At 68.7% G+C, this 14,132-nt stretch carries 15 protein-coding genes; 2 read left to right on the top strand and 13 right to left on the bottom strand.

All coding sequences use genetic code 11. The annotated features are described in order from the left end of the window. Positions 1–300 precede the first annotated feature (300 nt). The 8 genes from QH470_RS13675 to ssd form a co-directional block, all read right to left on the bottom strand. Positions 301–744, bottom strand: coding sequence for an Rv3654c family TadE-like protein (locus tag QH470_RS13675; protein WP_342213826.1), 444 nt, complete (start codon positions 742–744; stop codon positions 301–303). Further along, positions 741–1,127, bottom strand: a complete 387-nt coding sequence (locus tag QH470_RS13670; protein ID WP_425302657.1) for a TadE family type IV pilus minor pilin — start codon at positions 1,125–1,127, stop codon at positions 741–743. Before QH470_RS13670 ends, QH470_RS13675 begins: the two co-directional genes overlap by 4 nt. Next, positions 1,124–1,336, bottom strand: a complete 213-nt coding sequence (locus tag QH470_RS13665) for a DUF4244 domain-containing protein (protein WP_280272710.1) — start codon at positions 1,334–1,336, stop codon at positions 1,124–1,126. The genes QH470_RS13670 and QH470_RS13665 overlap by 4 nt, the downstream gene beginning before the upstream one ends. Positions 1,337–1,393: 57 nt before the next feature. Next, on the bottom strand, positions 1,394–1,837 hold the full coding sequence (locus QH470_RS13660) for a type II secretion system F family protein (protein WP_425302656.1): 444 nt from the start codon (positions 1,835–1,837) through the stop codon (positions 1,394–1,396). Between the two features lie 373 nt (positions 1,838–2,210). Beyond that, positions 2,211–3,002, bottom strand: coding sequence for a type II secretion system F family protein (locus tag QH470_RS13655; RefSeq protein ID WP_280272709.1), 792 nt, complete (start codon positions 3,000–3,002; stop codon positions 2,211–2,213). A gap of 43 nt (positions 3,003–3,045) precedes the next feature. Beyond that, positions 3,046–3,279 carry a hypothetical protein gene (locus tag QH470_RS13650; RefSeq protein WP_280272708.1) on the bottom strand — a complete coding sequence of 78 codons (234 nt, stop codon included), beginning with the start codon at positions 3,277–3,279 and terminating at the stop codon, positions 3,046–3,048. Between the two features lie 179 nt (positions 3,280–3,458). Next, positions 3,459–4,646 carry a TadA family conjugal transfer-associated ATPase gene (locus QH470_RS13645; RefSeq protein ID WP_280272707.1) on the bottom strand — a complete coding sequence of 396 codons (1,188 nt, stop codon included), beginning with the start codon at positions 4,644–4,646 and terminating at the stop codon, positions 3,459–3,461. Between the two features lie 265 nt (positions 4,647–4,911). Next, entirely contained in the window at positions 4,912–6,018 is a 1,107-nt protein-coding gene (ssd, locus tag QH470_RS13640) for a septum site-determining protein Ssd (RefSeq protein ID WP_280272706.1), read from the bottom strand. Between the two features lie 380 nt (positions 6,019–6,398). On the opposite strand from ssd, the gene QH470_RS13635 reads away from it, so the two are divergent. Beyond that, positions 6,399–7,232 carry an HAD family hydrolase gene (locus QH470_RS13635; protein WP_280272705.1) on the top strand — a complete coding sequence of 278 codons (834 nt, stop codon included), beginning with the start codon at positions 6,399–6,401 and terminating at the stop codon, positions 7,230–7,232. 457 nt (positions 7,233–7,689) lie between these two features. On the opposite strand, the gene QH470_RS13630 is transcribed toward QH470_RS13635, so the two are convergent. The 5 genes from QH470_RS13630 to QH470_RS13610 form a co-directional block, all read right to left on the bottom strand. Next, the gene (locus QH470_RS13630; RefSeq protein WP_280272704.1) at positions 7,690–8,436 is read right to left on the bottom strand and encodes a Fic family protein; all 747 of its coding nucleotides are present in this window, start codon (positions 8,434–8,436) and stop codon (positions 7,690–7,692) included. Positions 8,437–8,535: 99 nt separating this feature from the next. Continuing rightward, on the bottom strand, positions 8,536–10,224 hold the full coding sequence (locus QH470_RS13625; RefSeq protein ID WP_280272703.1) for a dipeptide ABC transporter ATP-binding protein: 1,689 nt from the start codon (positions 10,222–10,224) through the stop codon (positions 8,536–8,538). A 5-nt stretch (positions 10,225–10,229) separates the two neighbouring features. Next, a complete protein-coding gene (locus QH470_RS13620) occupies positions 10,230–11,189 on the bottom strand; it encodes an ABC transporter permease (protein ID WP_280272702.1) in 960 nt (319 codons plus the stop codon). Then, positions 11,182–12,108, bottom strand: a complete 927-nt coding sequence (locus tag QH470_RS13615; protein ID WP_280272701.1) for an ABC transporter permease — start codon at positions 12,106–12,108, stop codon at positions 11,182–11,184. The genes QH470_RS13620 and QH470_RS13615 overlap by 8 nt, the downstream gene beginning before the upstream one ends. Before the next feature lie 24 nt (positions 12,109–12,132). Beyond that, positions 12,133–13,731 (bottom strand): peptide ABC transporter substrate-binding protein, encoded by a 1,599-nt coding sequence (locus QH470_RS13610; RefSeq protein WP_280272736.1) that lies wholly within the window; start codon positions 13,729–13,731, stop codon positions 12,133–12,135. A 230-nt stretch (positions 13,732–13,961) separates the two neighbouring features. Here QH470_RS13610 and QH470_RS13605 point away from each other — a divergent pair. Beyond that, the coding region (locus tag QH470_RS13605; protein WP_280272735.1) for an acetyl-coenzyme A synthetase N-terminal domain-containing protein at positions 13,962–14,132 on the top strand (171 nt) is incomplete at its 3' end.

Raw genomic sequence — 14,132 nt, 5'->3', positions numbered from 1 at the left:
TGAGACCACTCCGCGACACCGCGCGCGGCAGTGAGCAGGGCGTGACGGGCCAAGGTCGGCTTGCGGCCCCACGAATAAAGAGGAATGGCCTCATATTAACTGAGTCATTGCCCTGGGCATTAACTCGACGGTGACCATTCGGCCGAATAGCGCCCTGCGGACAAATTGGAAAGCACCGATACCAGAATTCCCCAGGGTGTAATTCGACAATCCGGAACACGGTTTGCGACCATGTGTGGCTCGAGTCACCCATTCTTCCGGCACCAACCGTACGGTCTGAGATCGGTCGACGGACCACGATCAAGACACCGGACCGGCGCGCGCGGTCGCTCTAACTGTTCTCGCGTCCAAAGGCCCGATAGGTATGGCGATCGTCACGGTGACAGTCACATCCCATTCGACAGTTGTGCAGGATTCCACGCGCGCCCGCATGCGCCGCGCGAGTTCACCCGCCCGCGCACAACCGATATCCGCACCCGAGCCCAATGCGCCCGCCGCGGCCAGCGCACTCAGGTCCGCCGCGGCCTGCGCCCGATGCCGCGCCACGACCACCGTGCCGACGTGAGTGATCAGGACAGTCACCGCGAACAGCGCCGCGAGCACAAGGCAGGCGGTAATCGTGGCGATCCCCTCGTCGGCCCGCCATCGCGCGCCCGAGCGGCGACCAACGCCGACATTCGTGCGCGAGCTACCGGCACGGTGCAGGCGGGAGACGCGGTCGCCTGTGTTCGGCGGCCGGGTCATTGGGGCTCGCCCGGCTCGCGGACTGCTACCGCCTCGGCGTGCAGGTGGAGGGGGAGTAGTGGGGTGCCGGATGTGACGACGGCGATTACGTAGTCGCCGTCGGTTCGGATGGTGATGGAGGCGTTCGGTGGTGCGATTCGGCGGGCCGCGGGTAGGGCGTCGGAGTCGGCGCCGCGGGCGGTCAGGCGGGCGGCCTCGCGGGCGGCGTCGACACAGCGGATCTGGGTCGGCGCCGCCAGCAGGCCGCCTACGCACAGTGACACCGCGACCACGAGGGCGGCGAGTGCGATCGCCGCCTCGACCGTTACCGCGCCGGATTCTCCGTGGGCGCCGTTGGGCTCGGAAGTCGTTGCGTCAGACGGGTTTTCGATTGCTTCCGTCACACCTCCGTGTTCAATGCCCGGTCGATGATCCGGGTGAGGGCGTTCACGATCGAATCGCCGGTCACCACCGTGTACAACACCGCGCCGAAGGCTGCCGCGGCGATAGTGCCGATCGCGTACTCCGCCGTGGACATGCCTTCGTCGGCCATTGCCGCCTGGATCAGGCGCGAGCGCAGTTCCAGTACCGCTGTTCGAACTGTCGAGCGCATCGTTGTCCCCTTTCCCCTGTGCCGGTGCGGCCGGTCCGCACCGGAGTCCTCGCGTGTTCACAGCAGCCCGCCTTCCAGCACCCGTCCGGCCAGGCCGATGACGACCGGCACGATGCCCAGGCAGATGAAGGCGGGCAGGAAGCACAGGCCGAGTGGGCCGCTGATCAGCACGCCCGCCCGTTCGGCCCGGGCGGCGGTCGCGTCCTCGACGGTCCCGCGGAACTGTTCCGCCAGTTCGGAAACCGCGCCTGCCAGCGCGGCGCCGGAGCGCGCCGAGCGGCGGACCAGCCGTGCCAGGGCGCGCATCTCGTCGGATTCGGCTTCGTCGGCGGCGCATTCCCAGGCCGCGATCGGATCCGCACCGAGCGCCATCAGATCAGCGGCCCGACGCAGAGCCACACCGACCGGCGCGGGCGCGCCCGCCGCCACCGCCCTGGCAGCCGTACCCACCGGCAGTCCGGCCCGCAGACAGGCGGCGAGGAGATCGAGCACCGAGGCCATGGCGAGCGGATCCGAGCGGACCGAGACCGCCCTCGGCGCGCTACCCCCAGCGAACGGGCGAACCCGAACGGCATGCAGACGTGCCGCCGGGGTCATCCGCCCTGGAACAAGCAGCACCGCGAAAGCCAAGAGCGCCAATGGGATAGACATGCCGGTCATGGCCGCACACCCACGTCGAGCAGCCACCACGCGGACGAAACGGACCTGCGGTCCGATGCACTCGACGCGGAGGCTGTCGTGAGAGGCCCGCCGGCGCGCGACCGGGGTCGCCGATCGCGAACCAGGCGCCCGACGGTGGTTGGCGGCGGGGCGGCCACTGTGGGGTGCGAGGTGGGTGGGGGTTTGGGGTGGGTGCTGTGGGTCGGGGCGCGGGTCATGTCAGTACCTTTCGGGTGATGGTGTCGGTCCACAGGAGGCCGGCGCAGATCAGGGCGGTGCCGAGGGGGAGGAGCAGGGCTCCGGGGCCGGGGGTGAGGAGTACCTGTAGGGGTGCTGCGCCGATCAGTTGGCCGAGGGTGATGCCTAGGAGGGGGAGTCCGGCGAGTACGAGTGCGGTGGCGCGGGCGCCTGCGAGTGCGGCGACTGTGCGGTCGCGAAAGCGGATGCGGCTCTGTAGGTCTGCGCGCATCGCGGCGAGCAGTTCGGCCAGGGCGAGGCCGTGTCGTTCGGCTACCTGCCAGGCGTCTGCCACTCGGGACAGCTCGGCGGCTATCACCGCCTCCGGTGCGCGCAGGCCGTCGGCGGCCGCGCCGCCGAGTCTGCTGCGTGCCGCGCACACCGCGAAGGCCGCGGACGCCGAGCCGCCGATCTCGCTCGCCGCGGTGGCGGCTGCCGCACTGGGGTGCGCACCGACCCGTAGCTCACCGACCACGGTTTCCAGGGCCTCCGCCAGCGCCGAACACTCGGCCGCCCGCCGCCTGTCCTCACGGATCTGTCGCACGCGCACCGTCACCGTGCCCGCCACGATGACCGCAGCGAGCAGCGGCCCGATTCCCAGCACAGCCGTCGCGGCCACGGCCACCACGGCGACCACTCGAAAAACCAATGAGCGCGGCACTTTTCGTCCCGCTCCGGACGCACCCAACAAACGCCGCGCCCTACTCCGCCCGGTCCGCACCGGCAACACCAGCATCGCCAGAGCCAGACAGCAGATCACCGCGCTCACAACCCCACCCCCATGCCGAGCACGACCAGTTCGGTCGCCGCGCTCACAACCCCACCCCCATGCCGAGCGTGACCGGTTCAGTCGCCGCCGTTCTGTCACACAACGACCACAGACCCCTCGGCTCACTCGGTGCGTTCGGGCTGATAATCACCACACCGCCGAACAATGACCACACAATCTCCGGCCCATTCAGCCCGACGACACGGATCGCCGCTGTTCCGCCACACCACGACGACACGGTCATCGGACCGGCGATGAGGATCTGCCCGATCGCCACCGCTCCCCTACCCCACGACCACACAACCCTCGGACGATCCATGTTCGAATGCACCCCTGGCGTCAATGAGACGGCGGGCGCATACACGTCACTCATCCCCGATGGCTCAAAGGACCTTGGGCGGCAGACGGTTTCGGATCTCGTGCGCCGAGACACGATCACAGCGCAAGTCGGCGGGTTCATGGGGTGAGTCGGTCGGTGAGGAGGCGGTCCAGGGCGGGGGCGGCAGGGGTGGGGGAATTGTCGGCGCGCCAGGCTGGGTCGATGTGGACCTGGCCGGTGGGGTCGCGGGCTACCAGGCCGATTTCGCGTAGGACTCGGGAGCCGTCGGGGCGGCGGTGCATGTGCAGGATGAGTTGGACGGCTGCGGCCAGTTGGCTGTGCAGGGCGGCTCGGCCCATACCGCCCAGGGCCGCGAGGGCTTCCAGGCGGGCGGGGACCTCTTGGGGTGAGTTCGCGTGGACCGTGCCGGCGCCGCCGTCGTGTCCGGTGTTGAGGGCGGTGAGCAGGTCCACGACCTCGGCGCCGCGCACCTCACCTATGACGATGCGGTCGGGACGCATGCGTAGGGCCTGGCGGACCAGGTCGCGGACCGTGACCGCGCCTGCGCCTTCCACATTGGCTGTGCGGGCGACCAATCGGACGACGTGCGGATGCGGCGGAGCGAGTTCGGCGGCGTCCTCCACGCACACGATGCGCTCGGCCGCAGCGACTTTCGCGAGCAGACCGGACAGCAGGGTGGTCTTGCCCGCTCCCGTGCCGCCTACCACGAGGAAGGCCAGCCGGGCGTGAATCATGCGCTCCAGCAATTGTTTCGCCGCCACCGGCACCGAGCCGGATGCCGTCAAGGCGTCCAGTCCCTGGCTCGCAGGTCGCAACACTCGCAGCGACAAGCAGGTGCCGCCGTGTGCGATCGGCGCCAGCACAGCGTGCAGCCGGACGCCGAACGAATTGCCCGGCACGCCTTCGACTCCCGGCAGTCTGCCGTCCACCCATGGCTGTGCGTCGTCGAGGCGGCGACCGGCCGAGAGGGACAGCCGCTGCGCCAGCCGACGTACCGCGGCCTCGTCGGGAAAGGTGATCGCGGTGCGCTGCAGGCCGTGCCCGCGGTCCACCCAGACCGAGTCGGGCCCGGTGACGAGCACGTCGGAGACGTCCGGATCGTGCAGCAGCGGCTCCAGCACGCCCGCTCCCGTCATCTCGGTCTGCAGCAGGCGGAGCACGCGCAGCAGATCGGTGTCGCCGAGCACCCCGCCCGCCTCGGCGCGGATCGCGGCCGCCATTCGCGCCGGATCCAGTTCCGCGGACTCGGTAGCCAGCCGTTCCCGCACTCGGTCCAGCAACTCGGCCGTCACCAGCGCGCTCACCGCAGGCCTCCGGAAATGTCAACACCGCACGCGCTAGCCGAGTTCGTCATACGCGCAAGGTCTTTCGCGGCACCCGCTCTACTCTCCCGAACAGGGCGGCAGCTCTCCCGAACAGGGCGGCGGCACTCCCGAACAGGGCAGCGGCACTCCCGGACGAGGCGGTGGCACTCCCGGGTGGGCCAGTGTCCTGCGCGCTCGGCCATGCGGGCAGCTTTGTGCCAGCGGGTATTTCGCGTTCCATCCACCGAGCGCACGCCATCGCCCCTCATCGCTCTGCCTCCGACAGCACGTCGAGGACGGCGTCTGCGGCTGCGCGTAGTGGGCCGCGGGGCGTTGTGAGGCCGTGGCGTTCGAGGCGGGTGGACAGGCCTGGTTGGGCTCGGACTCCGGCCAGGAGGGGGAGGTCGAGGGCTGCGGCTACCTCGGCGGAGCGTAGGCCGCCTGGGGCGGGGCCTCGAACGATCAAGCCCTGGTTGGTGTTTCGGCGGCGTACGTGGGCGGCGACGGCGCGGGCGGCTGCCACCGCGCGCAGACGGGCGGGGACAACCAGCACCACAAGGTCGGCGGCGTCCAGCAGTTGGTCGGCGTGCGGGCCGTGGGAACCGGATACGTCGCAGACCACGAGATCGCCGGCGGAACGGCCGGCCTCGACCACCGCACGGGCCGCACCCGGCCCGATCTCGGCCGCCACGTCGCCGGCGGACGCCCGGCCGCACGAGAGCACCGCCAGCCCGGGACCGGCCGACGGGAGCGCGTCGTGCAGCGCCGCGGCGGCCACCCGGCCCTCCTCGACCACCAGGTCGGGCCAGCGCAATCCCGGCGCGGATTCGAGGCCGAGCAGCAGGTCCAGGCCGCCGCCGAGGGGATCGCCGTCGACCAGGATGGTGTGCGGCAGGAACCGGTCGCCGGCGGTCAGCGCGACGGCCGCGGCGAGCGTGGAGGCGCCCGCTCCCCCGCTCGCACCCACGACGGCGACCACGAGACCGTCGCCGGGGCCGCGGTGGGTGTGGTCGGCGAACGACTCGATCAACTGGTCGGCCGCGGCGGGCAGGGCGATGACCCGTTCGGCGCCGACGGCGGCGGCCGCCTGCCAGTCGAGCAAACCGGGTTCGCCCTCCGTCACCAGCAGCGTGCCCGCGCGGCGTGGATAGGCGGCCGCACCGCATTCTCCGGCGGCCGCGGTGTCGAGAATCACCATGACCGCGTCGGACCAGGCACGCCGGCCGACCGGCATCCCGGCCGCGGTGACGCGACGGTCGGCGGCGGCCGCGACTCGGCTCACTTCCTCGCGGAGTCTTCGGTCGGCGACGAGCACGAGCACCGGCCCGGGCGGCGCGCTCTCGGAAACCTCGCTCGCGGCAATGGAATTCATGCGCTCAGCGTGGCCCCTCGGACGCGGAGCGACCAGTGCCGAAGCGGGGAATGTGGATAACTACGGGGGTGTGAGCGAAAAGTGCACGCCGAGTACCAGGCACATCGTGCTGGAAATAGAGGACGGCCCCAGCCGGGGGGGGAGGAGGCTGGGGCCGTCGGGGTTCAGCCCCGGGGGGTCGGGCTGAACACGCCTGGACCATGTCCAGGTGCCAGCAATACTACACCCAGGCCCCGGCGGAAACGCAAGTCCACCGGCCGAGGAACTTTCCGCGGAGATGTCCAGCGTCGTCGTGGCAAACCCCGGTGCGACCGGTCGCGGGCGGGCACCGAGAGGCCCCGAACACCGCGGTGCCCGGAAATCTCCCTATCCTGGACCGCGTGACGGCCGAGGGCGACCTGCCAGCTGCGGGAAAACTGACGAATGCGGGCCGGGTCGCGGCGTTCTTCGACCTGGACAAGACGGTGATCGCCAAGTCCAGCGCGTTCGTGTTCAGCAAGCCGTTCTTCGACCAGGGCCTGCTCAATCGGCGGACCGTGCTGGAGAGCAGCTATGCGCACTTCCTGTTCCTGCTCTCCGGCGCCGACCACGACCAGATGGAGCGCATGCGCGAGCATCTGACCAAGATGTGCGCCGGCTGGGACGTCGGCCAGGTCAAGTCGATCATCGCCGAAACCCTGCACGAGCTGGTGGATCCGCTCATCTACGCCGAGGCCGCCGACCTGATCGCCGACCACCGGATTCGCGGCCACGACGTGGTCATCGTGTCGGCCTCCGGCGAGGAGATCGTCGGTCCGATCGCCGACGCCCTGGGCGCGACGCATACCGCCGCCACCCGGATGGTCGTCGAGGACGGCCACTACACCGGCGCGGTCGACTTCTACTGCTACGGCGAGGGCAAGGTGGAGGCGATCGAGCGGCTGGCCGAGTCCGAGGGCTACGACCTGTCGCGGTGTTACGCGTACTCGGATTCGATCACCGATCTGCCGATGCTCGGCGCGGTCGGCCATCCGACGGCGGTCAACCCGGACCGAAACCTGCGGCGGGAGGCCCTGTCTCGCGGCTGGCCGGTGCTCACCTTCTCGAATCCGGTGTCGCTGTGGGCCCGGCTGCCGGCGCCCTCCTCGACGACCGTCGCCGCGACCGCGGTGGTGGGTGTGAGCGCGGTGCTGGCGGGGGCGATCAGCTATCGGCTGCTGCGGCGACGCCGTTGAGATCTCGGCATCCATCCCCCGTCCGTCATTGACACCAACTATCAATGACAACACGAAACACCGGGCGACACACCGAATAAGCGAATGTTCTCCCAGGCCTTGCTGTGACCGGGCACACAGAGTAACAATGGACGCAAGGAAGGACGGAAGGCCAAGATCGGAGCGGAAGAGAAGGTTCGATCTCCCATCCCACCCTTCCCGGCACGGACGCCAGGCACCCACGCGGAGCACGCCGCGCAAGGGCAACAGCGTTGTGGGCTTGCGAACTCCGGGCTTCGGACGGCGAGGGCCTCGCACAGGTTGCGGGGATGAACCGTCGAGGTGCGGATAATCGCCGAGGCCGCAGAACACAACCCCGAAAAGCACGCATGGTAACCGGGCGGTCCGTGCTAGCGGGCGGTGAGGTCGTCGAGAGACGACAACGCCGCCCGCTTTGATGTGCGCTGGGTCCCGGCGCCTACTGTCCGGCCGCGTCCGCGATCGAACGGGCCTCGCGCGCACCGTCTTCCAGCGCCCCGCAGCAGAGGATGACCCACCCACCGACGCCCTCCGCCGTCCCGCTGCCGAACCCCGCCGCCGCGTCCAGGTAGGCCTGCCGCCGCCGCAACAGGAACACCTCCGGCACGCCGAGACTGTGCGGATCCAGTCCACTCGACACACACACCAGCCTCGAGGCGGCGCGCGCGACGATGCCGTCGGCGCTCCCGAACGGCCGCAGCGTCAGCAATTCACCGTGCGCGACGGCCGCCACGACCGGCGCCGGGGCGCTCGATGTCAGCACGGTCTGGGCCAGCAGGTCGAGGCGGTCGGCGACACCGGCGTCGGCCCGTGGCCGCCCCAACTGCTCCGCGTCCTCGACCAGGTCGGCAGCAGCCAGCAGATGCAGCCGGGCCAGCGCCTGTAGCGGCGCCCGCTGCCAGACACCGACCAGATTCCGCAACGCGTCCCCGTCCAGCGCCTGCCCCACCCGCAGCGCCCCGGCGAGAATCGGATCCGCCACTCGCCCGTCCACCGGCAGTTCGGTATTCCCGCCATCGATCGCCGCCGACGACCGAGCCGCCCGCACCGCCGCCTCGGCCGCCGTAGTCGGCCACCCCCGGCGATTGGTCTTGTGCATGTGCACCTCGGCCAGCGCGTCACGGGCCCGATCGGCAGCGCCCCGCACCTCAGGCAGCTCTACCAGCGGCTGAAGGACATCATTCACAAACCCACACGCTACTCGAGGCCCGCCAACCGTCCCCAGCCATCCCCATCACCTGCACGACTCCACAATCCCCCGCAACTCGCCCCGAACCCTCGACCGTCACCCACCACCACTACGCAGCAGCCCACGCCCCGGAATAGCCTCCAACAACCGCCGCGTGTAATCCGACCGCGGACTGTCGAAAACCTCCGTGGTCTCAGCCGCCTCCACCACCTTCCCCTCCTGCATCACCACCACCTCATCCGCGATCTGACGCACAACAGCCAGATCATGAGTGATGAACAGATAGGAAAGCCCCAGCTCGGCCTGCAACTCGTTGAGCAGGTTCAAGATCTGCGCCTGCACCAGCACGTCCAGCGCCGACACCGCCTCATCGCAGACCACCACCTCCGGCGACAACGCCAGCGCCCGCGCAATGGCGACACGCTGCCGCTGCCCTCCGGACAACTCGTTGGGATAACGCCGCATCACCGAGGCGGGCAGCGACACCTTGTCCAGTAGATCCCGCACCGTGGCCTCGCGCTCCTTCGGACTACCGATGCGGTGCGCACGCAACGGCTCCTCGATGGTGCGATAGATGGAGTACATGGGATCCAGCGACCCGTAGGGGTCCTGGAACACCGGCTGCACCCGCCGCCGAAATCCCAAGGCAGCGGTGCGATCCAACGTCGCCACCGCACGACCGTCGAACCGCACCTCCCCCGACGTCGGTTCGAGCAGTCCCAGAACCATCTGCGCGACAGTGGATTTCCCCGATCCGGATTCGCCGACGATGGCCGTGGTCGTACCGCGCCGCAATCGGAACGACACATCGTCGACCGCGGTCAGGCTCGACGACCTCCACGGCGCGCTCCCCCGGATCTTGAACACCTTGGTGAGGTGCTCCGCGACGACCACATCGTCCGGCACGGCGGCCGCCTCGGCCTCGGCCAACTGCTCGGCCGCGTGCACGGCCTGCTCCCGCACCTCGGCCCGTTTCCGCACCGACGACAGCCGTTGCGAGGCCAGCGACGGCGCCGAGTTCACCAGCTTCTTGGTGTAGAGATGCTGCGGCTCCCGCAGAATCCGCTGCGCCGGACCGGATTCCACCACCCGGCCGCGATACATCACCACCAGGTGTTCGGCGCGCTCGGCGGCCAGGCCGAGGTCGTGGGTGATCAGCAGGACCGCGGTGCCCAGCTCGCTGGTGAGCCCGTCGAGGTGGTCGAGGATCTGCCGCTGCACGGTGACGTCGAGCGCCGAGGTCGGTTCGTCGGCGATCAGCAGTTTGGGCCGGCAGGACAGCCCGATCGCGATGAGCGCGCGCTGCCGCATCCCGCCGGAGAACTCGTGCGGATACTGGTTGACCCGGCGCTCGGCATCGGGCATACCGGCCTCGGCGAGCAACTCGACCGCCCGTTCGCGGGCCGCCTTGCCCTTGGCGATCCCATTGGCTTCCAAGGTTTCCCGGATCTGGAAGCCGACCTTCCACACCGGATTCAGATTCGACATCGGATCCTGCGGCACGAACCCGATACCGCGGCCACGCACCGCCACGATGTCACGCTTCGATGCCGCGGCCAGGTCCTTGCCGTCGAAAAGCACCGTCCCGGAGGTGATCTCGCCGGTGCCCGGCAGCAGGTCGATGATGGCGTGCGCGGTCGTGGACTTGCCGGAACCGGATTCGCCGACGATCGCCACGGTCTGGCCTGGGTACACCGACAGGTTCACCCCGCGCACCGCCGGGATCCGGCGCCCCTCGGCGGTGAAGGAGACGTTGAGATCGCGTACGTCGAGCAGTGGGTCCATCGCCGTCACCTCTTGCGCGCCTTGGGATCCAGGGCGTCGCGCACCGCGTCGCCCAGCATGATGAAGCTGAGCACGGTGAGCGCCAACGCCGTCGCGGGATAGAACAGGATCGCCGAGGTGCGGATCTCCTTCTGGCCGGCGGCGATATCCGACCCCCAGGACACGATGGTGCGCGACAGTCCGACGCCGAGATACGACAGCGTCGCCTCGGTCACGATGAACACCCCGAGCCAGATCGTGGTGATCACGATCAGCGGCCCGGCAGCGTTGGGCAGCACGTGGCGCAGCAGAATCCGGAACCGCGACACCCCCAATGCCTTTGCCGCCGTGACGTACTCGCTGCTCTTGGCCTGGATGACCGCGCCGCGGGCGATCCGCGCGGCCTGCGGCCAGGTGAACGAGGCCAGGATCAGCATCACCGTGAACACGGTGCGCGACTCCAGCAGCTGCATGATCACGATCGCGGCGAGCATCAGCGGCAGCGCGAAGAAGATCTCCGCGATCCGCGACACCACCGAATCGAACAGGCCGCCGTAATACCCTGCGAGCGAACCCAATACGCCGCCGATCAACACGAACAGCACGGTCGCGCCGACACCGGTGACCACCGATGCGCGCGCCCCGTACACGGTGCGCGCGAAGATGTCGCAGCCCTGCTTGTCGAAGCCGAACGGATGACCGCCGCCGGGCGGATCCATGCTGAAATCCCCGCTGCAGTACCGCGGATCCTGATCGGTGAACAGCCCCGGCCACACCACCACCAGCAGCACGAGCAGGATCAGCACCGCGGCAATCACGAAGATCGGGTTGCGCCGCAACTGCCGCCAGGCGTCGCGCCACACGCTGGTCGGGGCGGTGGTCTCGTCGAGCCGGTCGGTGGCCAGCACCTCCACCTCGTCCGGCGAGGCCACGAAATGCTCCTGCCCCGGCCGGGTTTCCCGCGCGTCGGTCGGCTGGTCAGGCATAGCGGATCCTCGGGTCGAGGGCGGCGTACAGCAGGTCGACGATCAGGTTGGAGATCAGGAAGATCACGATCAGCACCGTCACGAACGCGACCACCGTCGGCGGTTCACCACGGGTGATGGCCTGGTACAGCGTCCCGCCGACACCGGGAATGTTGAAGATGCCCTCGGTGACGACCGCGCCGCCCATCAGCGCGCCGAGGTCGGCGCCGAGGAAGGTGATCACCGGGATCATCGAATTCCGCAGGATGTGCACCCCGATGACCCGTCGCCGGGTCAGCCCCTTGGCGGTCGCGGTGCGCACGTAGTCGGCAGTCATGTTCTCCGCCACCGAATTCCGCGTCAGCCGCAGCACGTAGGCGAACGACAGCGCGCCCAGCACGAACGCCGGGACCAGCAGATCGGTGAAACTCGCCTTGCCGGTGACGGTCACCGGCGCGATCCCCCACTTCACGCCGAGCAGGAACTGGGCGAGGAAGCCGATGACGAAGATCGGCACGGCGATGATGACCAGGCTGAGCACCAGCATCGTCGAGTCGAACAGCTTGCCCTTGCGCAGCCCCGCGATCAGGCCGAACACCACACCGAACACCGCCTCGATCAGCACCGCCAGGACGGCGAGACGCAGGGTGACCGGGAACGCCCGCGCGAGTTCGTCACGCACCGGCCGACCGGAGAACGAGGTGCCGAAATCGAAGGTGACGATGCCTTTCAGATACTCCAGATACTGGATGATGAACGGCTGATCCAGGTGGTACCGGGCCCGCAGCGTGGCCTCGACCGCCGGGGTCATCGGCCGATCGCCCGCGAGCGCCCGGACCGGGTCGCCCGGGATCAGGAAGACCATCGCGTAGATGAGCAGCGTCGCTCCGAGGAAGACCGGAATCATCTGGAGCAGCCGCCGCACGACATACCAAGCCATGTTTACTCCATCGAGCGGCGCGGGCTATTTTTCGATGTTCTCGAAGTCGAACAGGCCGCTCCACGCGACCCGCGCGTTCGTCACGCGGTCCGAGTGCCCGGCCGCGACGTTGTAGTCGAAGATCGGGATGTCGGCCATGTCGGTGAACAGCACCTGCTGCGCCTGGGCGGCCAGGTCGTATGCCCGCTCCGGAGTGGGCGCGGCTTGGGCGGCGAACAGCAGCCGATCGAATTCGGGACTGTTGTAGGCGGTGTCGTTGGTGGCCGAGCTGCTGAGGTACATCGCGGTCAGGAATTCGAACATGGACGGGTAGTCGCCCTGCCAGCCGTACCGGAAGGCCTTGCCGATGGTCTTGGCGGTGATCTCGTCGCGGATGTTCTTGAACGTCGGGTACGGCACGCCCACCGCGTCGATGCCCAGCACGTTCTTGACGCTGTTGGCGACGGCCTCGATCCAGGCCTGGTGACCGCCGTCGGAGTTATAGGCGATCTGGTAGGCGCCCGACCACGGCGAGATGGCGTCGGCCTGCGCCCACACCTTCTTGGCCTCGTCGGGATTGTATTGCAGCACTTCGGATCCGGGCAGGTTGTCACGGAAGCCGTCGAGGGTGAAGGCGGTGAAGTCGCGGGCCGGGATCCGGGTGCCGTGGAAGATGTTCTCCGCGATCTGCGGTCGATTGATCGCCATCGAGATCGCCTTGCGGCGCAGCACGCCCTCCGGCCCGGCGAAGTGCGGCACGTTGGACTGGATGCCGATGTGCTGGCTGTAGGCGATCGGCTTGCTGATCGCGCGGTCGCCGAGGTCCTGTTCGTAGGTGGCCAGGGCGGTGTCGGGGATGACGTCGAGCGCGTCGAGATTACCGGCCTGCAGGTCGGCGTAGGCGGTGTCGAAGGACTGGTACATCGCGAAACGCAGGCCCTTGTTCTTGGCCGGGCGCCCGCCGGGATAGTCGGGGTTGGGCGTGACGTCGATCTTGACGTTGTGCTCCCAGGTGTCGAACTTGTAGGGGCCGTTGCCGATCGGCTTCTCGCCGAACGCCTTCATGTCCTTGTACGCGGACTCGGGCAGCGGGTAGAACGGCGCGAAACCCAGCTCCAGTTCGAAGTCGATGGAGGGCTGCTTCAGGTCGACGGTGAAGGTGTGGTCGTCGACCACCTTCAGGCCCGACATCGTCTGCGCCTTGGGCGGATTCGCCGAGACGTCGTCGTAGCCCGCGATGCCCGCGAAGGCCCAGTTCTGCAACTGTCCGTTGGTGCCGAGGGCGCCGTAGTTCCAGGCGTCGACGAACGATTTGGCGGTGACCACGGTGCCGTCGGTGAACTTCCAGTCCGGCTTGATGGTGATCGTGTAGTGCTGACGATCGGTGGTCTCGATCGACTGCGCCATCTCGTTGTGCGCCTTGCCGTCCGCGTCGTAGTACTTCAACCCGGCGAACAGCCGGTCGACCACCCGGCCGCCCATGTTCTCGTTGGTGTTGGTGGGTACCAGCGGATTCTGTGGCTCACCGGCGTTGACCGTGACGAGATCGGTGTCGCTGTCGGAGGAACATCCGGTCAGTGCGAGGCCGGCGGCCACCAGTGCCGCCGCGGCCAGCGCGGTGATCGTCTTCAGTCTCAACGCAATCTCCCGATTCCACGAACGGCTGGGTGAGTCGGACACTAACCATCAGGTCGGCGGTTGTCAGCGGTTCCCCTCGGGATTGTTCGCCTTGTTAGCAATCCGGCAACACAGCCGACTCACGCCCCTCGAAGCCTGACATATCGCACCCGGGGACGACCCGGCGCGCTGTCCACTAGGGTCGAAATCGTGGCCGTGGTCACCCGGCCGTAGGTGCAGGCGAGAGAAGAGGCGAGATGACCGATACCACCGATCACCGGGACGTGTATCCGCCGACCGCGGAGTTCGCTGCGGCTGCCAATGCCGATGCGTCTCTCTACGATCGGGCCGCTGCCGATCGGGAGGGGTTCTGGGCCGAGCAGGCCGACCGGCTGCACTGGCACCAACGCTGGACCCGGGTACTGGAC

It is taken from the genome of Nocardia wallacei (genome assembly GCF_029868745.1).
Taxonomy (GTDB): domain Bacteria; phylum Actinomycetota; class Actinomycetes; order Mycobacteriales; family Mycobacteriaceae; genus Nocardia; species Nocardia wallacei_B.
This window is presented reverse-complemented; position numbering and strand designations above follow the sequence as displayed.

Coding starts and splice junctions, on each gene's coding strand:
- QH470_RS13660 (WP_425302656.1), bottom strand. CDS start 1,837: ATGGCCTCGGTGCTCGATCTCCTCGCCGCCTGTCTGCGGGCCGGACTG.
- QH470_RS13675 (WP_342213826.1), bottom strand. CDS start 744: ATGACCCGGCCGCCGAACACAGGCGACCGCGTCTCCCGCCTGCACCGT.
- QH470_RS13615 (WP_280272701.1), bottom strand. CDS start 12,108: ATGGCTTGGTATGTCGTGCGGCGGCTGCTCCAGATGATTCCGGTCTTC.
- ssd (WP_280272706.1), bottom strand. CDS start 6,018: ATGAATTCCATTGCCGCGAGCGAGGTTTCCGAGAGCGCGCCGCCCGGG.
- QH470_RS13665 (WP_280272710.1), bottom strand. CDS start 1,336: ATGCGCTCGACAGTTCGAACAGCGGTACTGGAACTGCGCTCGCGCCTG.
- QH470_RS13625 (WP_280272703.1), bottom strand. CDS start 10,224: ATGGACCCACTGCTCGACGTACGCGATCTCAACGTCTCCTTCACCGCC.
- QH470_RS13620 (WP_280272702.1), bottom strand. CDS start 11,189: ATGCCTGACCAGCCGACCGACGCGCGGGAAACCCGGCCGGGGCAGGAG.